Origin of the sequence: Pseudomonas sp. W3I7 (assembly GCF_030816095.1) — a bacterium.
GTDB lineage: Bacteria > Pseudomonadota > Gammaproteobacteria > Pseudomonadales > Pseudomonadaceae > Aquipseudomonas > Aquipseudomonas salomonii.
This window is the reverse complement of sequence record NZ_JAUSXP010000001.1, coordinates 1,600,451-1,619,889: the sequence shown is the minus strand read 5'-3', so window position 1 is coordinate 1,619,889 and position 19,439 is coordinate 1,600,451. Positions and strand designations below refer to the sequence as shown.

7 protein-coding genes are annotated in these 19,439 nt (G+C 63.6%); 3 read left to right on the top strand and 4 right to left on the bottom strand.

Translation table 11 applies throughout. The annotated features are described in order from the left end of the window. Positions 1 to 34: 34 nt before the first annotated feature. From QF043_RS07610 to QF043_RS07600, 3 genes are all read right to left on the bottom strand, one after another. A complete protein-coding gene (locus QF043_RS07610; protein ID WP_307418022.1) occupies positions 35 to 805 on the bottom strand; it encodes an N-acetylmuramoyl-L-alanine amidase in 771 nt (256 codons plus the stop codon). Positions 806 to 928: 123 nt separating this feature from the next. Next, positions 929 to 2,251 carry an ATP-binding protein gene (locus QF043_RS07605; protein ID WP_307418021.1) on the bottom strand — a complete coding sequence of 441 codons (1,323 nt, stop codon included), beginning with the start codon at positions 2,249 to 2,251 and terminating at the stop codon, positions 929 to 931. Beyond that, a complete protein-coding gene (locus QF043_RS07600; protein ID WP_017134987.1) occupies positions 2,251 to 2,931 on the bottom strand; it encodes a response regulator transcription factor in 681 nt (226 codons plus the stop codon). Before QF043_RS07600 ends, QF043_RS07605 begins: the two co-directional genes overlap by 1 nt. A gap of 163 nt (positions 2,932 to 3,094) precedes the next feature. On the opposite strand from QF043_RS07600, the gene dsbD reads away from it, so the two are divergent. Genes dsbD through dsbG form a run of 3 tightly spaced genes read left to right on the top strand, consistent with a single transcriptional unit; the run spans position 3,095 to position 6,410 of the window. Next, on the top strand, positions 3,095 to 4,822 hold the full coding sequence (gene dsbD, locus QF043_RS07595; RefSeq protein WP_307418020.1) for a protein-disulfide reductase DsbD: 1,728 nt from the start codon (positions 3,095 to 3,097) through the stop codon (positions 4,820 to 4,822). Then, on the top strand, positions 4,822 to 5,673 hold the full coding sequence (locus tag QF043_RS07590) for a TlpA disulfide reductase family protein (RefSeq protein WP_307418019.1): 852 nt from the start codon (positions 4,822 to 4,824) through the stop codon (positions 5,671 to 5,673). The genes dsbD and QF043_RS07590 overlap by 1 nt, the downstream gene beginning before the upstream one ends. Continuing rightward, positions 5,649 to 6,410 (top strand): thiol:disulfide interchange protein DsbG, encoded by a 762-nt coding sequence (gene dsbG / locus QF043_RS07585; protein ID WP_307418018.1) that lies wholly within the window; start codon positions 5,649 to 5,651, stop codon positions 6,408 to 6,410. The genes QF043_RS07590 and dsbG overlap by 25 nt, the downstream gene beginning before the upstream one ends. A gap of 115 nt (positions 6,411 to 6,525) precedes the next feature. Here dsbG and QF043_RS07580 read toward each other — a convergent pair whose 3' ends face one another. Then, a complete protein-coding gene (locus tag QF043_RS07580; RefSeq protein ID WP_307418017.1) occupies positions 6,526 to 19,416 on the bottom strand; it encodes a non-ribosomal peptide synthetase in 12,891 nt (4,296 codons plus the stop codon). Positions 19,417 to 19,439: the final 23 nt, after the last annotated feature.

Genomic DNA, 19,439 nt, shown 5'->3' with positions numbered 1-19,439 from the left:
CCAGGCGGCATTCCCGCGCGGAGCGCAGGAACGATCAACAGATCCCTCTATACCGCTCATTCAACGCATACAAAATCGCACACGTCTCGCCATCCAACACCCCACCATAATCGCGCGGCCGAAAGTGCATCTGAAACGCCCGCGTCCTCCATTCAAACGCCTGCCGGTTCCAGGCCGGTTTATACCCGCACCGCTGAAATGCGCGCTCCACCTCTACTTCCGGCGGCAACCCAAGACAAAACCGTCGCTGGTACATCCTGCGCGTAATCTCATCAAACCAGGCGCCGATCCCGGCCTCGAACAAGCACCGCCAAGGCAACCGAGGCCCCGGATCACTCTTGCGCCAATACGCCACATCCGAATGCCCGAGCACATCCAGAGGCCCCACCTGCGGATAACGCCCAAGTATGTCGCGAACCAACGCGATCAACGTATCAACCTGCTCCCGGCCATAGTCGGGGAAGGTAAAAACCCCGGCATCATCGCGCGCCAAATTGACGATCTCGATGCCAATCGCACGGTTGTTGAGGTTATCCAGCCCGCCCCAATGGCTCGCCCCGGCATGCCAGGCCCGTTTGTCCTCGTCCACCAGGCGAAACACCCGCAGTTCGTCATAACCGGCAGCGCCATAGCTGGCTTCATCAGGGTCAGGAAGCAAATAGTGAGCGCTGACGCCACCTTGGGTCAGGGTACGCAAAGACGACGCAAAGGGCGCCGCGGTGTAATGCAGGATCACCTGCCGCACAGCCTCGCCATTGCGTTGATTAAAATCTTTAGCGGGGAAACTGCTGTCGATCACCAACATAAGAACCGTCCTTTTCAATACAGGCTGAGTCATTCAGCCCGTTCAAACGCAAAAAAATTACCGCCATCCTGAAGGGATCAATTTCAGGCTGGCGGTAATTATTTAGTGCTTGAAGAAAAGTCCTCAGCGTCGCAGCGGCATCCCCAGATCGACCCGCAGGCCATCGGCCTGGCTGTCGAATTTCAGCGAGCAGGAGCAACGCTGCACGATGGCCTGCACTATCGCCAACCCCAAGCCACAGCCTTCACTGCTGCCGTTGCGCCAGAAACGTTGGGTCAGGTATTGCAGGTCTTCGGCAGAAATCTGTTTGCCATGGTCGCGCACGCGAAACACCACGGTGTCGGCGCTGGTGAACACGCTCAGCTCCACGCGAGTGTCACACGGCGTATGGCGCAACGCGTTATCCAACAGGTTGCGCAGGGCCGCTACCGCCAACGCCACCGGCATTTCCACCGGGGATTGTGTGAGGTCTTGCGCCAGGATCAGGTCGATACGGCGGTTATCACCCGCATTGGCATCCTGAATCGCCAGCCGCGCCACTTGTTCGGCGCTTGATTGCAAGCCATCGTCAAACGACAGGCTGCCCTCGACCCGCGCCAGCAGCAGCAATTGCTCCAGGGTGCGATGCAAGCGGTCGGCGCCTTCTTCGGCGTGGGCCAGGGACTGGTCGCGGGCCGCGCCGTCGGTCATGCGGGCCACTTGCAGGTGGGTCTTGATCGCCGTCAGCGGGCTGCGCAGTTCGTGGGCGGCATCGCCGGTCAGGCGGCGCTCGCGCTCAATGGTCTTGGCGATGCGCTGCAACAGCTGGTTCTGGGTGTCGAGCAGCGGCTTCAATTCGCTGGGCAGCGGGTGAATCTGCAGCGGTTCAAGGGAATCGGCACTGCGGCGCATCAAGGCATCGCGCATGCGGTTAAGGGGCAGCAGGCTTTGGCCGATGCCCAGCCACAACAGGCACAGGCAACCCAGCAGGGCCACGCCCACCGGCACCGAAGCCGCCAGCAGGATCGACAGGTTCAAGGCTTCGCGCTCCACCTGGCGGTCGGCGGTGGTGATCAGCAGGTCGCCACGGGACAAGGTGAAGCTGCGCCAGCCCACACCGTCGATAATCTGGTCGCGAAAGCCACTTTTGCGTGACTCCAGGCCCTCGTCGGGGGTCATGTGGCTGCGCGCCAGGATTTCCCCGCGCAGGGAGCTGACCTGGCAGGCCATGCCGCCTGGTACGTTGAGTTGTTCAGTGCGCAAATGCGTAGGCGCGCCGCTCACACTGGCCAGACCCGGCATTTGCTCGGTCAGCCCGGCCACCATGCGCGCCGATGCCACCAGGCGCTGGTCGAGGGAAAACATCATCTGGTTGCGCAGATCGTTGAGCATCCAGGCGGCAGCCAGGACCCAGATCAGCACAAAAGCAGCGCCCAACTTGAACGTCAGGCGCAGGCGCAAACTCATCACGACGCGTCCTCTCCCCCATCCGCCGTGCCCAGGCGATAACCCAGGCCGCGCACGGTTTCGACGATGCCGTTACCCAATTTGCGCCGCAGGTGGTGGATGTGCACGTTGAGGGCGTTGCTTTCCAGTTCGTCGTTGAAGCCGTAGACGCTGTCTTTGAGTTGTTCGCTGGACAGCACGCGGCCCTTGTTATGCAACAGGGCCTGCAACAAGGCTTGCTCGCGACGTGAAAGGTCGACCGGCTGGCCGGCCAGGAAGGTCTCGCGGCTGCTGGGGTCGTAGGCCAGTTGGCCATGTTCGATCAGGTTGACCCGGCGCCCCGCCACCCGACGCAGCAATGTTTGCAGGCGTGCGGCCAGTTCACGCAGGTCGAAGGGCTTGAGCAGGTAGTCGTCGGCACCGGCTTGCAGGCCGTCGACACGGTTGGTAACCGAGTCGCGGGCGGTGAGGATCAGCACCGGGATTTCCAGGCCCTGGCTGCGCTGTTGTTGCAGCAACTTGAGGCCGTCTTCATCGGGCAAGCCCAGGTCGAGCACCATGATGTCGAACGTGGCGGCCTTGAGCATCGCGCGTGCGGCGGCGGCCGAGGCCACGCGCTCGACGGTAAAACCCTGGGCGCCAAGCCCGGCCACAATGCCGCTGGCGATCAGTTCGTCGTCTTCACAGACCAGTACGTGCATGGTTAACCCTTCATGAAAGATGGGGGAATTAAAGGTTGGGCGGATTAAGCGCCGATTATGCCGTGAAAACCGACAGGCTCAGTTTAGAATAGCGCCCGGTTAATCATCGGTTAATCAACACCACACATTGTGTGCCTAACTTGCATCGAACTAAGGCTTGACCATGCGGCATCTGTTTACCTTTCTGCTGGTGTTATTCGCAGGGTTCGCCCAGGCCGCGCCGGGCAATCCATTCGAGACCAAACCCGATTTCCTGCCGGTGGGCAAAGCGTTCACCTTTACCTCCGAACGTCTTGAAAGCGGCGAAACCCAGCTGTACTGGCAGATTGCCGACGGATATTACCTTTACCAGCAACGCATGAAGTTCGACGGCCTGGCCGAAAAGCCCGTGCTGCCCCAAGGCGAAGCCCACAGCGATGAGTTCTTCGGCGAGCAGCAAGTGTACCGCCAGGGCCTCGAAGTGAAGATCCCGGCCGGTGCCAGCGGGCAGGTCAAGCTGGGCTGGCAGGGCTGCGCCGATGCGGGCCTGTGCTACCCGCCGCAATCAATCACCGTGGACCTGGGCGGCAACCCGGCCGTAGCGGCCACCGCGCAAGCCCAGGACCAAAGCCTGGCCAGCGGTCTGCAACAGCGCAGCCTGGGCTGGAGCCTGCTGGTGTTCTTTGGCCTGGGCCTGCTGTTGGCATTTGCCCCGTGCTCGCTGCCGATGCTGCCGATCCTCGCCGGCTTGGTGGTGGGCAGCGGCGCCAGCCCGCGTCGTGGCTTTGCCTTGGCCAGCAGCTACGTGGTGTGCATGGCGCTGGTGTATGCGGCGCTCGGCGTACTGGCCGCGCTGCTGGGCGGCAACCTTGCCGCCCTGTTGCAAACGCCGTGGATCCTTGGCAGTTTTGCCGCGCTGTTTGTGATTCTGGCCTTGCCGATGTTCGGCTTCTTTGAACTGCAACTGCCGGCCTTCCTGCGTGACCGTCTGGATAACGTCAGCCGCCAGCAAAGCGGCGGCAGCCTGGTCGGCGCCGGGATTCTCGGTGCGCTGTCCGGCCTGTTGGTCGGCCCGTGCATGACCGCACCACTGGCCGGCGCCCTGCTGTATATCGCCCAGAGCGGCAACGCGTTGCACGGCGGTTTGATCCTGTTCGCCATGGGTATCGGCATCGGTATTCCGCTGTTGCTGCTGGTGACGGTGGGCAACCGTTTCCTGCCCAAACCGGGCACCTGGATGAACGTGCTCAAGGGTATCTTCGGTTTCCTGTTCCTCGGCACCGCCGTGCTGATGATTCGCCCGGTGGTCGGCGAAAGCCTGTGGCTCGGCCTGTGGGGCGTCTTGGCGCTGGTGATGGCCTACTGCGGCTGGACCCTGGCCCGCGAATACGGGCTGGCGGCCAAGGTATTCGGCGCCGGTTCCCTGGTACTGGGCCTGTGGGGCGCAGTGCTGGTAGTGGGCGCGGCCGGTGGCAGCGACGACCTGTGGCAACCGTTGAAGGTCTACAGCGGCTCGAAGATGGCTGCTGCGCCCAGCGCCCACGACGCCTTCATGACCATCAACGACCCGGCCGTGCTGCAAAGCCAGCTCGACAGCGCCAAGGCCCAGGGCCAATGGGTGCTGGTGGACTACTACGCCGACTGGTGCGTGTCATGCAAGATCATGGAAAAACAAGTCTTCGGCCAACCCCAAGTAATGGACGCCCTCAAAGACGTGCGCCTGTTGCGCCTGGACGTCACCGCCGACAACGCCGCCAGCCGCGAGCTGCTCGGGCGCTACAAGGTGCCGGGGCCACCGAGCTTCGTGTGGATCGGCCCGGACGGTGAAGAACGTCGCGCCCAACGCATCACCGGCGAAGTGGATGCCGCCGCCTTCCTGCAACGCTGGACGCAAACCCGAGACGCGCGCTGATGCTGACCCTGACCATCGGTACGTTCGCCATCGCCCTGAATCACATCCTGCTGATCAGCGCGCTGATCCTCGCCACGCTGGTGGGTTGGCGCGTGGCCAAGCGTGGCGGTGAAAACCCCGAATCGGTGCTGTTCAGCCTGTTTTTGCTGGGCATGCTGGTGGCACGCTTAAGCTTTGTACTGATGTACTGGAGCGACTACAGCCACGACCCCCTGCAAATGGTCGACCTGCGCGACGGCGGTTTCCTGGCCTGGCCCGGCGTGATCGCCCTGGTGCTGGGCGCCATGTTCTACGGCTGGCGCCGCCCGGCCATGCGCACTCCGCTGAGTGCCGGGGTGGTCACCGGGCTGGTGTTCTGGGGCCTGACCAGCGTGTCCCTGAGCCTCTACGACAAAGGCGCACAACTGCCGGACATCACCTTGCGCAACGCCAATGGCGACGTGGTGCAACTGGCCGACTACAAAGGCGGCCCGCTGGTGATCAACCTCTGGGCCACCTGGTGCCCGCCGTGCCGCCGCGAAATGCCGGTGCTGGAGCGCGCGCAACACCAACGCCCGGACGTGACCTTCCTGTTCGTCAACCAGGCCGAAAGCATGCAAAGCGTCAGCACCTTTCTCGCCACCCAGGGCCTGACCCTCGACAACGTGCTGTTTGATGCCAGCGGCCGCCTCGGCCAGGCCGTGGGTTCGATGGCCTTGCCGACAACCCTGTTCTACCAAGCCGATGGGCGCCTGATCAACAGCCACCTGGGCGAGTTGTCCCAGGCCAGCCTGGCCCGTGCCATGGAACCCTTCGACACTGCCCCTGCTGCCACAAGGAAACCGACATGCCAAGACTCCGCCACCTGCTGACCCTGCTGCCGCTGACGCTTGCGGCCACACTGGCCCAGGCCGAAGACTGGCCGGCGCCGATCAAACAGATCGAAGCCAAGGGTGCCAAGATCCTCGGCAAGTTCGACGCGCCCAGCGGCCTCACCGGCTACGCCGCGCAATACCAGAACCGTGGCATGGCCCTGTACCTGACCGCCGACGGCAAAAGTGTGCTGGCCGGTAACCTGTACGACGCCCAAGGCAATGACCTGAGCAGCGCGCCACTGGAAAAACTGGTGTACGCGCCGATGGCCAAGGAAGTCTGGGCCAAGATGGAACACAGCAACTGGATCCAGGACGGCGACACAAACGCACCGCGCATCGTCTACCTGTTCAGTGACCCCAACTGCCCGTACTGCAACATGTTCTGGGAACAGGCACGCCCGTGGGTCAAGGCCGGCAAGGTGCAATTGCGCCACATCATGGTCGGCATCATTCGCGAAGACAGCCCAGGCAAATCCGCCGCGCTGCTGGCCGCCAAAGACCCGCAAAAAGCCCTGGAAGCACACGAAGCCGCCGGCAAGGGCAGCAAATTGCAGGCACTGGACAAGATCCCGGCAGATATCGAAGCCAAGCTCGATGCCAATATGAAGTTGATGGAAGAGCTGGAACTGTCGGCGACGCCGGCAATTTTCTATCGCGATGACAAGGGCGGCTTGCAGCAACAGCAAGGCGCGCCGTCGCCGGACAAGCTGGTGAAGATTCTCGGGCCTAAATAAGCGGCGCCAGGGCCGACGCATACGCGAGCAAGCCCGCTCCCACCTTTTGAATTGTGAATACATTCAAGTGTGGGAGCGGGCTTGCCTGCGATGAGGCCCGCACAGTCAGCGAAGATTACAAACCCTCCAACTCCGCCATCAAATCACTCAACCGATCGACCTTCTCCGCACTGATCTGATTGGCCGCCAGCCCGTCGATATACTCGGCCAACTCCGCCACCGTGCTGCATTCGAACATCGCCCGCAGCGGCACATCCCGTTGCAGGGTTTTCTGCACCCGCGAGGCAATCTGTGTGGCCAGCAATGAATGCCCGCCCAGCTCGAAGAAGTTGTCCTGCACGCCTACCCTTTCGACCTTCAACACCTCAGCCCAAATCGCCGCCAAGGTAGCTTCCAGTTCGTTGCGCGGCGCCAGGTAGTCCTGACTGTGCAGTTGGCCTATCTCCAGGGCCGGCAGAGCGTTGCGGTCCAGCTTGCCATTGGCGTTCAGCGGCAAGCGGTCAAGCCATAACCAGTGCAGCGGCACCATGTATTCCGGCAATTGCGCGCGCAGGCGTTGCTTGATACGGTCCATGCGCTCACCTGGGTTCAAGGCTTCATCGGCCGCCACCAGGTAACCCACCAAATGCTTGCCGTTGACGCCTTCCTGCACGCCGACTGCCGCATCCCGCACTTCTGGCTGTTCATGCAGGCGGGCTTCGATTTCACCCAATTCGATGCGGTAACCGCGAATCTTCACCTGATGGTCGATACGCCCGACATATTCCAGCACGCCATCGCTGCGGCGACGCGCCAGGTCGCCGGTGCGGTACAGCCGTTCGCCCGGCGCACCAAACGGGTTCGGCACAAACACCTGGGCGCTGCGCAAGGGGTCGCTGACATAACCACGCCCTACGCCCGTGCCTGCCACACACAACTCGCCCACCGCACCTTGCGGCACCAGCTCCAGCGCGCCATCGAGCAGGTACAAGCGGTTGTTGTCGGTTGGCGCGCCAATCGGCAGGTACGTGCCACGGGTCGACGCCAGGTCAACGCGGAAGAACGCCACGTCATCCGAGCACTCCGCCGGGCCATAAGCGTTGACCAAACCGATCTCGGGGTAACGCAGCAACCACTGGTGCGCCAGCTCCGGCGGCATGGCTTCACCCGTCGGCAACATCCAGCGCAAGCCATCCAGGCTCATGCGTTCTTGAGCGAGCATGCCCTGGATCAGCGACGGCACACTCTCCAGCACAGTGATGCCTTGGGCCTGCACATGCGCCAGCAAACCCTGCGGATCGTGGGCGATACTGTTCGGCACAATATCCACCCGCGCGCCAAACAGCGGCGCGGCGAGGAACTGCCACACGGAAATATCGAAGCTCTGCGAAGCGGTCTGCGCGATCACATCTGCCTCGCTCAGTTGCAGATACGGCACCTTGCTCAACTGGTTATTGAGCATGCCGCGCTGTTCCACCATCACGCCTTTGGGCAACCCCGTGGAGCCGGAGGTGTAGATCACATAGGCGAGGTTATCCGGCGTGCTGTAGATGCCCGGGTTTTGCCCACGGCCAGGCACTTCTTCCCAGACCAGCAACTGGCAGTCGGTGCCGTCCAGCAATTCAATCGCCTGCTCGCGGCACGCCTCGGTGCACACCAGCAACGGCGTGCGGCTCAGGTCGATGATGCGGCTCAGGCGCTGGCTGGGCAGGCCTGGGTCCAGCGGCAGGTAACCGGCACCGGCCTTGAAGCTGCCGATGATCATGCCGAGCAAATCCAGGTTACGCTCGGCCAGCAGCGCCACCGGTTGATCCAGCCCGACACCGGCCTCGATCAGCGCGTAGCCCAGGCCGTTGCTACGGCGGTTCAATTCATCGTAGGTCCATTGCTGGTCCAGGCAACTGGCGGCGATGCGCTGCGGATGCTGCGCCACCTGCGCTTCGAACAACTCGACGTAACTGCGCTCCAGCGGGTAGTCATGCTCGCTCTGGTTGCAGCCGTCGACCAGGAACGCCCGCTCCTGCTCACCGATCAGCGGCAAGTCCGCCATGTCGCCATGGAAGCCCTGCACCAACGCCAGCAGCAAGCGCTTGAACTCGCCGAGCATGCCTTGCACGGTGGTTGTATCGAAATAACGCTGGTCGTAGGACAGGTGCAAGCCGAGGTCATCGCCCGGATAACACACGGCCGTCAGCGGGAAGTTGGTGTGGGTGCGGCCGGAATCCGAGGTGGCGTTCAGGCTTTGCGCACGGTCCAGCACCGAGACTTCCACCGGCGCATTTTCAAACACAAACAGGCTGTCGAACAGCGGCTGGCCCTTGGGCAGTTCGCTGTGTTCCTGGATAGTCACCAGCGGCAGGTATTCGTATTCGCGCAATTGCATATTGCTGTCGAGCAAGTTGCTCAGCCACTGGCGCACGCTGCAAGGCTGGTCGTCTTCCGGCAGTTTCACCCGCAGCGCGATGCTGTTGATAAACAGGCCGACGGTGCGTTGCATCTCGGGCATTTCCACTGGGCGCCCGGCCACCGTGACGCCGAACAACACGTCTCGATCACCGCTCAATCGGCGCAGCACCAAGGCCCACGCCGCCTGGGCGAAGGTGTTGACGGTGAGTTGATGGGCCTGGGCCAGTTCGCGCAATTGCGCACCGTCGCGGGCATCCAGGCGGGTGTAGCAATCGCCCACCACCATGCCGCCGCTATGACCTGCGTGGTCACGCAGGAACGGCCGGTCGCTCGGGATCGGCGTGGTGCGCTCGAAGCCTTGCAGGTTCTGTTGCCACCACTGACGCGCTTCATTCAGGTTCTGGCGTTGCAGCCAGGCGATGTAATCACGGTAGCGTGGCGGCGTGGCCAATTGTGCATCGCGGCCCTCGCCCAAGGCCATGTAGATATCGAAGAAATCATTCATCAGCAACGAGCGGCACCAGGCATCGATGAGGATGTGGTGGTTGCTCATCATGAACCAGTAGCGCGCCTCGCCCACGCGGATCAGGCGCAGGTGGAACGGCGCCTGGTTGAGCAGATCAAAACCGGCTTCGCGCTCGGCCTTGAGCAAGGCTTGCAGGCGCGGCTCCTGCTCGGCTTCGGGGTCATGGCTCCAATCCAGGTACTCGATCGGCGTGTTGCCCGGCTTGTGGATCACCTGCAGCATGTCCTCGCCGACGTTCCAGCAGAACGACGCACGCAAGGCTTCATGCCGGGCGATCACCGCCTGCCAGGCCTGGGCGAAACGCTCGGGGTCCAGAGCGCTGTTGATGCGGTAGCGGTCCTGCATGTAATAGAGGCCGGTGCCCGGTTCCAGCAAGGTGTGCAGCAGCAGGCCTTCCTGCATCGGCGTCAGCGGGTAGACGTCTTCAATGACGTTGGCCGGCACCGGCAAGCTGTCGAGCTGCGTTTGAGTCAGGTGCGCCAGCGGGAAGTCGGACGGCGTCAGGCCACCCGCCTCGTCGTTGAGGCAATGCGCGATCAGGCTTTGCAGCTCGCTCAAGTACGCCCCCGCCAGTTCACGGATGGTCTGCGGGTCATGGCGCTCACGGCTGAAGGTCCAGCGCAGCAGCAACTCACCGCCATACACCTGGCTGTCGACACTCAGCTCATTGGGCAGCGGCGCATCCGGGTCGTGGGCCAGGCCAGCCGACTCATCCAGTGGGTGGAACAGTGCATCGGCGCCGAAGCTCTGGTCGAACTGGCCGAGGTAGTTGAAGGTGATCTGCGCCGTCGGCAGCTCGGCCACGGCCTGCTTGCACTGATCGTCTGCCAGGTAACGCAGCACGCCATAACCCAGGCCTTTGTGCGGCACACCGCGCAGTTGTTCCTTGATGGCCTTGATCGATTCGCCCTGCCCGGCGTGCGGTGTCAGGCGCAGCGGGTAAGCACTGGTGAACCAGCCGACGCTGCGAGTCAGGTCGATTTCATCGAACAGGGTTTCACGGCCATGGCCTTCCAGTTGAATCAAGGTCGAGGCGTGCCCCGTCCAGCGGCACAGCACGCGGGCCAAGGCGGTCAGCAGCAGGTCGTTGACTTGAGTGCGATACGCGCTCGGCGCCTGTTGCAGCAACTGGCGGGTGTGTTCGGCACCCAGGCGCACGCTGACGGTTTCAGCCTCGCGGTTGCGCAGCGAACCCTGTGGACGCGCCACTGGCAGTTCCACCGCAGGACCGGCCAGTTGGTCTTGCCACAGGCTCAACTCTTCACGCAGGGACTCGCTGCCGGCATAAGCGCGCAAGCGCGCCGCCCAATCGCGCAATGCGCAGGTCTTGGCCGGCAGGCTGACGGACTGGCCGTCGCTCAGTTGGCGATAAACCGTTTGCAGGTCCTCCAGCAGTACGCGCCACGACACGCCGTCCACCACCAGGTGATGAATCGCGATCAGCAGGCGTTGCTGGCCTTGCGGGCCGTCCACCAGCAAAGCCCGTAACAGTGGGCCATGCTCAAGGTCCAGGCTGCGTTGAGTGTCAGTGAACAGTGCGGTGCAATCCTGCATGTCGCGCACTTGCGCCTGCATCAGCAAACCGCCTTGGGGCACGGCCAAGTGCTCGGCATGCCAGTGTGCGTCGCGCTTGGAGAAGCTCAGACGCAAGGCGTCGTGATGCTCCAGCACCGCCAGCAGCGCTTGCTCCAGGCGATGGGGCGCCAGCAATTGCAGTGGCTTGAGCAGCAATGCCTGGTTCCAGTGCTGACGGTTGGGGATCTCGGTAGCAAAGAACCAGTGCTGGATCGGCGTCAGCCCCGAACTGCCGGTGAGCAGGCCTTGCTCGGCAGTCACCTGTTCGCTACGCGTGGCCACAGCGGCCAGGGTTTGCACGGTTTGGTGCTGGAACAAATCCCGTGGGCTGAAATGAATCCCGGCCTGCCGCGCACGGCTGACCACCTGGATCGACAGGATCGAGTCGCCGCCCAGCTCAAAGAAATTATCGTCCAGGCCGACTTGTTGCACGTTCAACACCGCGCACCAAATGGCCGCCAGGCTTTGCTCCAACTCATTGCGTGGCGCCACGTAGGTTTGGCGATTGGCCTCAGGGTCCGGTTGCGGCAAGGCGCGGCGGTCGAGTTTGCCATTGGCGGTCAGCGGCATGCTGTCGAGCACGATCAGGTGAGCAGGCACCATGTAGTCCGGCAGTTGCGCCTTGAGGTGCGCCTTGAGTGCATCACGCAAGGCGGCAGGGTCGGCGTCGCTGACCAGATAGGCCGCCAGCTGTTTACCACTGGCTGAATCCAGCGCCAGCACCACGGCTTCGCGCACGGCTGCGTGCTCCAGCAGACGGGTTTCAATTTCGCCCAGTTCGATACGGAAACCGCGAATCTTCACTTGATGGTCGATACGGCCCAGGTACTCCACCAGGCCGTCGGCGCGTTGGCGCACCAAGTCGCCGGTGCGGTACAAACGGCCGCCATCGGCAGCAAACGGATCGGCGACAAACCGCTCGGCCGTCATGCCAGGGCGTTCGTGATAACCCTGGGCCAGACCGGCGCCGCCCACATACAACTCACCCGTCGCGCCTTGGGGCACCAGCGCCAGATCGGCGTCGAGGATATAGGCCACGCGAGCGCCGATGATGCTGCCGATCGGCACGCTGGCGGCGCCCTCTTCCAACACCTCCGGCGCCAGGCTGGCCAGCGGCATCACCACGGTTTCGGTCGGGCCATAGGCGTTGAAAAACAGCTCGGGCTGGAACGCCGCACGAATCCGCTGCAAGTGCTCGCCGGTCAGCGCCTCGCCGCCGGTGATGCACATGCGCACCGGCAAGGTCTGCTGCTGGGTTGCCAGCCATTGCGCCAACTGGCTGCCGTAGCTGGGGGTAAAGCCGAGGATATTGATGCCATGGGCGCGGATCAGCGCACAGATTTCTTCGGCATCCCACTGGCCTTGGGCGCGCAACACCACCTGCGCACCGCTGAGCAGCGGCACCAGCAAACGCTCGGTGGCGGCGTCGAAGTTGATGGAATAAAAGTGCAGCTCGCAATCATCCGCGCGCATGCCAAAGCGCTCGATCACGGCCTGGCAATGCATGGCGATTTCACCGTGGGACACCACCACGCCTTTGGGTTTACCGGTGGAGCCGGAGGTGTAGATCAGGTACGCCTGATGTTGCGGCAGGCTGATAAGGGGCAGCGCGTCGGCGGGGTAGTTGGCCAACACCGGCAAGTCATCTTCCAGGCACCAGCACGCGACCTTCGCCGGCAATTCGCCAAGGGCTTCGAACATCGCCGCATCACTGAGCAGCAGGCCAATGCCGCTGTCTTCGATCATGTAGTGCAGGCGGTCGAGCGGGTATTCCGGGTCCAGCGGCACATAAGCGCCGCCGGCCTTGAGGATCGCCAGCAGGCCGATGACCATTTCCAGCGAGCGCGGCAGCGCCAGGCCGACCCGCACCTGCGGGCCAACGCCGCGCTCACGCAGCATCCACGCCAGGCGGTTGGCGCGCTCATCCAGTTCGCGGTAGCTGAGCGTCACCCCGGCAAAGGTCAACGCTGGTGCATCGGGGCGGGCCAAAGCGTGTTGGCTGAACAGCGGGTGAATGCACTGGTCCAGGCGGTGTTCACCCGCCTCGATACCCAGGCTGCTCTGCAAGGCGCGCTGCTCAGTGGCGGTCAGCAAGGGCAACTCGCTCAGACGCTGTTGCGGATTGGCGATCAACGCTTCCAACAGGTTTTGCCAATGTGCGGCCATCCGCGCAATACGCGGCTCGTCGAACAAGTCGGTGCTGTAGGTCAGGCAGCAACCCAGGCGATGGTCGAGGTCGGTGACTTCCAGGTTGAGGTCGAACTTGGTCGCCCGCGCATCGTTGACCAGGTACTCGACGGTCATGCCCGCCAGTTGGCGGCTCTGCTGGAATTCCCAGCGCTGCACGTTGCACATTACCTGGAACAGCGGGTTATACGCCGCGCTGCGCGGTGGCTGCAGGGCTTCCACCAGATGATCGAATGGCAGGTCCTGGTGCGACTGGCCTTCGATCACGGTATGGCGCACCTGCTCGAACAACTCGGCCACATTCATCTGCCCATTGAGCTGGCAACGCAGCACCTGGGTGTTGAGGAACGCACCGATCAGCCCTTCGCTTTCCGGGCGAATGCGGTTGGCGACCGGCGCGCCGATGCGCAGGTCGGTCTGGCCGCTGTAGCGGTAGAGCAACACCGCCAGAGTGGCGGTCATGGTCATGAACAACGTCAGGCCGTGTTCGGCGTTAAAGGCACGCACGCGAGCGGCCAAGTCATCGCTCAGGTCAAAGCGGTACAGCTCGCCCTGATGGCTTTGCACCGGCGGGCGTGGGCGGTCGGCGGGCAGTTCAAGCAACGGATGCTCGTGGCCCAGCTGTGCGGTCCAGTAGTCCAGTTGGCGCTGGCGCTCGCCAGCCTCCAACCACTGGCGTTGCCATACGCTGTAGTCCAGGTATTGCACCGCCAGTGGCGCCAGCGGCGAGTCACGCTCGTCGATAAACGCCTCGTACAGCGCGCCGAGTTCACGGGCAAAGATGTCCATGGCCCAGCCTTCGGTGACGATATGGTGCAGGGTCAGCACGAAGTAGTGCTCCTGCTCGCCAGCCTTGACCACGCAGGCGCGCAACAGCGGCCCGGTTTCCAGATTGAACGGGGTGTGAGCTTCCTGATCGGCGAAATCTTGCAGGCGCTGCTGACGCTCGGTTTCATTGAGCGCGGAGAAATCCTGCCAGTCCATGCGCATGCCGGTTTGCGCCGCGACCTTTTGGTACGCCACGCCATCGATGCTCGGAAAGGTGGTGCGCAGGGTTTCGTGGCGCATGATCAAGGCTTGCAACGCGGCCTCAAAACGCCCCACATCCAGCACGCCGCGCAGGCGCGCCATGCCGCCGACGTTGTAGGCCGGGCTGTCGGGTTCCATCTGCCAGAGGAACCACATGCGTTGTTGGGAATAGGACAATGGCACCGGCGCGCTGCGGTCGACCCTGGCAATAGCGGTTTGCTGATTGCGTTGACCAGAGGCCTGGATCAAGCCGACTTGCTCGGCAAACGCACCCAGCTCGCTGGCTTCGAACAAGGTGCGCAACGGCAATTCGACGTCACAGGCCTGGCGGGTGCGCGAGATGATTTGCGTGGCCAACAACGAATGGCCACCCAGGGCGAAAAAGTCGTCGCGCAGGCCGATACGTGGCTGGCCTAACACCTCGCGCCAGATCGCGGCAATTTGTTGTTGCAGCGGCGTTGCAGGCTCGATGTGTTCACGGGTTTGCCACACCGGTTCGGGCAAGGCCCGGCGGTCGAGTTTGCCGCTGGGGCTCAGGGGCATGGCGTCCAGGCGCATCAGTAATGCGGGCACCATGTACTCCGGCAACTCGGCGGCCAGGGCGGTTTTTACCGCTTGCTCGTTAAGCTGCGCATGCGCGGTGTAGTAGCCGATCAGTTGTGCATCACGCACCAGCACCACGGCTTGTGCGATGCCGTCCAGCGCCAGCATCCGGGCTTCGATTTCTTCGGGTTCTACACGAAAGCCACGCAATTTGACTTGTTGATCGAGGCGGCCCAGGTACTCGAGCACGCCATCGGCGCTCCAACGCACGCGGTCACCGGTGCGATACAGGCGTGTGCCGGGCTCGCCCAACGGGTCGGCGACAAAACGCTCGGCGGTTAGCCCGGCGCGGCCCAGGTAACCGCGCGCCAGGCCGATGCCACCGATGCACAGTTCGCCCGGCACACCGGCCGGCAACGGGTTGAGCTGCTCATCCAACACGCGGCAGATCACATTGCCCAGCGGACGGCCGATGGGCGAGCGCTCGCCATCCTCGGCGTGACAATGCCAGTGGGTCACGTTGATCGCGGTTTCGGTCGGGCCATACCGGTTGTGCAGTTGCACCGCCGGCAACTGCGCCAGCACGCGGTTACGCAGCTCGGCAGGCAAGGCTTCACCGCCGGAGAACAGACGCCGCAGGCTGGTGCACTCGGCCACCAACGGCTCATCGATAAACAGCTGCAACAGCGGCGGCACAAAGTGCAGCGTGGTCACGCCATGTTCCTGTACCAACTGCGCGATGCGGTGCGGATCGCGATGCTCGCCAGGGCCGGCCAGCACCAGGCGGCAGCCGGTGATCAGCGGCCAGAAGCATTCCCACACCGACACGTCAAAGCTGATCGGTGCCTTTTGCATCAGCACGTCGGTGTCGTTGAGTTGATAGGTGGCCTGCATCCACTGCAAGCGCTCGGCCAGCGCCGCATGGGTATTGCCCACGCCTTTGGGCTGGCCGGTGGAGCCGGAGGTGTAGATCACATAAGCGAGGTTGTCGCCGTTCAAATGCAGGCCCGGCGCCTGGGTCGGCCAGCTGTCCAGGTGCAGGCTGTCCATGGCAATCACGCACACGCCTTCGGTGGCCGGCAGCAGTTCAAGCAGTGCGGTTTGGGTCAGCAACAGGTGCACGCCGCTGTCCTTGAGCATGTAGGCCAGGCGGTCGGCGGGGTAATCCGGGTCGAGCGGCACATAGGCGCCACCGGCCTTGATGATTGCCAACAGGCCGATCAGCAGCTGCGGCGAACGCTCGGCGGCGATGGCCACGCACACATCCGGGCCGACACCTTTGTCACGCAGGTAGTGGGCCAGGCGATTGGCCTGGGTGTGCAGTTGGGCGAAGGTCAGGCTGCCGCCTTGCCAGACCAGCGCGGTGCTGTCCGAAGTCTGTTGGCCGAGCAGTTCGGGCAGCCACTGCCGGGCCGGGGCACACGGAGCTTCGCTCCATGGCTGCTGCTCGTCTGTGTGCATCAGTTTGAGGTCGCCGATGGCTTGCTCCGGCTGCTCGCACACCGCATGCAGCAGGCTGATGAAGTGCTCGGCCAGGCGCTGGATGGTCGCGCTGTCGAACAGCTCATCGGCGTAGTCGAACGCCAGGCTCAGGCGCCCGTTGCGGTCTTCTTCAGAGTGCAGTTGCAGGTCGAACTTGGCTTCGCGGCTGTGCCATGGCAGCTCTTCGGCAAGCATGCCCGGCAAGCGGCGCAAGGCGCTCAAGTCGCGCTGCTGGTGGTTGAACATGACCTGGAACAGGCCTTGTTCGCGGGCCTGGGGGAAGGCTTCCAGCAGTTGTTCGAAGGGCAGGTCCTGGTGGGCCTGGGCGCCCAGTGCAGCCTGGCGCGTGGCAGCCAACAGCTGATTGAATGGCAGGCGCCCGTCCAGTTCGGCGCGCAGCACCAAAGTGTTGATGAAGAAGCCAATCAGGCCTTGGGTTTCCTGGCGCGGACGGTTGGCGTTGGGCACGCCGATGCGGATATCGCGCTGGCCGCTGTAGCGGTAGAGCAGGCTCTGGAACGCCGCCAGCAGCAACATGAACGGGGTGGACTCATGGGCTTGAGCCGCCTGGCGAATGGCTTCGCTGAGCGCTGCGTTCAGACGCACGCTATGGCGCGAGGCGCTGTTGATGCGCTGCGCAGCGCGTGGATGGTCGGTGGCCAGGCTCAGGGTCGGGTGCTCATCACCCAGTTGCGCCTGCCAATAGGCCAATTGCCTCTGGCCTTCGCCTTCGGCCAGCCATTGGCGTTGCCAGCTGCCGTAGTCGGCGTATTGCAGGGCCAGTGGCGGCAGTTCCAGGCTTTGGCCCTGGATCGCGGCGGCATAAAGGCGCGAGAATTCGTCGATCAGAATGTTGAGCGACCAACCGTCGGCGATGATGTGGTGCAGAGTTACCAGCAGTTGGTGATCTTCATCGTCCAGGCGCACCAGCGTCACCCACAGCAGCGGGCCTTTTTCCAGGTCGAACTGGGTGCGGGCTTCGTCTTCGCGGATCTGCTGCGCACGGGCTTCGCGTTCGGCGGCTGGCAGGTCGCTGAGGTCGATCACTTGCAGCTCGAAACCCGTGTTGGCCTCGACGCGCTGGAAGGCTTGGCCATCGCGCTCATAGAAGCGTGTGCGCAAGGCTTCGTGGCGCTGGATCAATTGCTGGAAGCTCGCACGCACGGCATCTTCGTCCAGCTCGCCGCGCAACCGCAGGGCGCCGGGAATGGTGTAGGCGCTGCTGTGCGGGTCCAGTTGCCAGGTGATCCACAGGCGGTTCTGTGCCAGGGATTGCGGCAGCTCGTCCTGGCGTGACAAGGAAAGGATCGCGCCCTGGGCAATGCCGCCGTCTTGCTGTAGCTGCGCCACATTGGCGGCGAACGCCGAGAGCGTCGGCGCTTCGAACAGCAGGCGCAGGTTCAGCTCCAGGCCCAGGGTTTCACGCAGGCGCGCGACCACCTGGGTGGCGGTGATGGAGTTGCCGCCGAGCAAGAAAAAATGGTCATCAGCCGCGACCGTTGCGACCTGCAACTGCTCGCACCAGATCGCGGCAATCTGCTTTTGCAGCTCGGATTCAAGCAGCGCGTCACTGGCCTGGGCTTGCAGATCCGGGAACTGCGCGTAGCTGTCGAGGCTGCCATCGGCATGACGAAGCGCGCAGGCCGAACGCTGCACCTTGCCGCTGGAGGTCTTGGGCAACGCGCCGGGGTTGAGCAGTACCACCACGCTCGGGGCTTCTTGATACGCCTCGGCCACCGCCTGGCGAATCGCTTTGATCAAGGCCTCGGGCGGCAGGATTTTCTGCACGCTGCGGCTGATTTCTGCGGCGATGCCGATGCCTTCCAGGCCTTGGTGATTCACTGCGAACGCCGCGACCCGGCCTTTGCGCACCACTTCGACTTCGCGCTCGACGGTCTGCTCGATGTCCTGCGGATACAGGTTGTGGCCGCGCACGATCAGCAGGTCTTTAAGGCGGCCGGTGATGTACACCTCGCCGTCGCGGATAAAGCCCAGGTCGCCGGTGCGCAGCCAGGTGCGGCCGGCGTGTTGTACGAAGGTTTTGGCGCTGGCTTCGGGGTTGCGCCAGTAGCCGTGGGCGATGCTGGGGCCGGCGGCCCAGAGTTCGCCGACACGGTTGTCGGGCAATTCGGTGAGGGTGTGCGGATCGACGATCAGCACCGCATGCTCCGGCTGGCTTGTGCCGCAGCTCATGATCGCGCTGCCCTGCCCCGGTTCGGCACGGTTGGCGGCCAGCGCCTGCGAATCCACACGCAACGCGGGGATGCCCTGACCACGGCAGCCACCGGCGACGAACAAGGTCGCCTCGGCCAGCCCGTAGGAGGCGAAGAAATTGTTCGGCGTGAAACCACAGACCGCGAACTTTTCGGCGAAGCGTTCCAGGGTGTCGAGGCGGATCGGCTCGGAGCCCGAATACGCCACGCGCCACTTGCTCAAATCCAGACGTTCCAGCGCGGTTTCACTGACCCGCTCACTGCACAGCCGATAGGCGAAATCCGGCCCGCCGCTGATGGTGCCGCCGTATTCGCTGATCGCTTCCAGCCAGCGCAATGGCCGGCCGAGGAAGTACGCCGGCGACATCAACACACAGGGCACGCCACTGAAGATCGGTTGCAGCAAGCCGCCGATCAGGCCCATGTCGTGGTACAGCGGCAGCCAGCTGACGATCACATCATTCGGGTTCAGATCAATGCCAAAGCCGCGACGGATCAGCACTTCATTGGCCACCAGGTTGCCGTGGCTGACTTGCACGCCTTTAGGCAGTGCGGTGGAGCCGGAGGTGTATTGCAGGAAGGCGATGTCGTGCGCGTGCAGCTCGGGTTCGACCCAATTGCCGGTGGTCTGCAGGGTATCGACGCTCAACACCGGCGGCGCGTTCTCGATCTGCGCCAGGCCGTCGGCGAGGCTGGCGATGGTCAGCAGCAGGCGCGGCTCGGCATCGCTGATGATCGACAGCAGGCGCTCCTGATGATGGCGCTTGGTCGACTCCGGCGGATACGCCGGCACCGCGATAACCCCGGCGTACAGGCAACCAAAGAACGCCGCAACGTAATCCGGGCCGCTGGGGAACAACAGCACCGCACGGTCGCCCAATGCCGCATTGGCCTGCAAGGCGGCGGCGATGGTGCGGGCGCGCTGGTCGAGGTCGCGGTAACTGAGCACAACGCTGTCTGCGGCGGATTCGGCCAGGAAGCGCAGGGCGACCTGGTCCGGGGTCTGCGCGGCGCGGTGTTGAAGGGACTGGACCAGGGTGCGGGGAAGTTCGAAGGCGTCCATCATGGGGTTCCTGCCTGAAATCGGCT

What these genes read in the sequence shown, in the direction of transcription:
- QF043_RS07610 (WP_307418022.1), bottom strand. Translation starts at nt 805, where the DNA reads ATGTTGGTGATCGACAGCAGTTTCCCCGCTAAAGATTTTAATCAACGC.
- QF043_RS07605 (WP_307418021.1), bottom strand. Translation starts at nt 2,251, where the DNA reads ATGAGTTTGCGCCTGCGCCTGACGTTCAAGTTGGGCGCTGCTTTTGTG.
- QF043_RS07600 (WP_017134987.1), bottom strand. Translation starts at nt 2,931, where the DNA reads ATGCACGTACTGGTCTGTGAAGACGACGAACTGATCGCCAGCGGCATT.
- dsbD (WP_307418020.1), top strand. Translation starts at nt 3,095, where the DNA reads ATGCGGCATCTGTTTACCTTTCTGCTGGTGTTATTCGCAGGGTTCGCC.
- QF043_RS07590 (WP_307418019.1), top strand. Translation starts at nt 4,822, where the DNA reads ATGCTGACCCTGACCATCGGTACGTTCGCCATCGCCCTGAATCACATC.
- dsbG (WP_307418018.1), top strand. Translation starts at nt 5,649, where the DNA reads ATGCCAAGACTCCGCCACCTGCTGACCCTGCTGCCGCTGACGCTTGCG.
- QF043_RS07580 (WP_307418017.1), bottom strand. Translation starts at nt 19,416, where the DNA reads ATGATGGACGCCTTCGAACTTCCCCGCACCCTGGTCCAGTCCCTTCAA.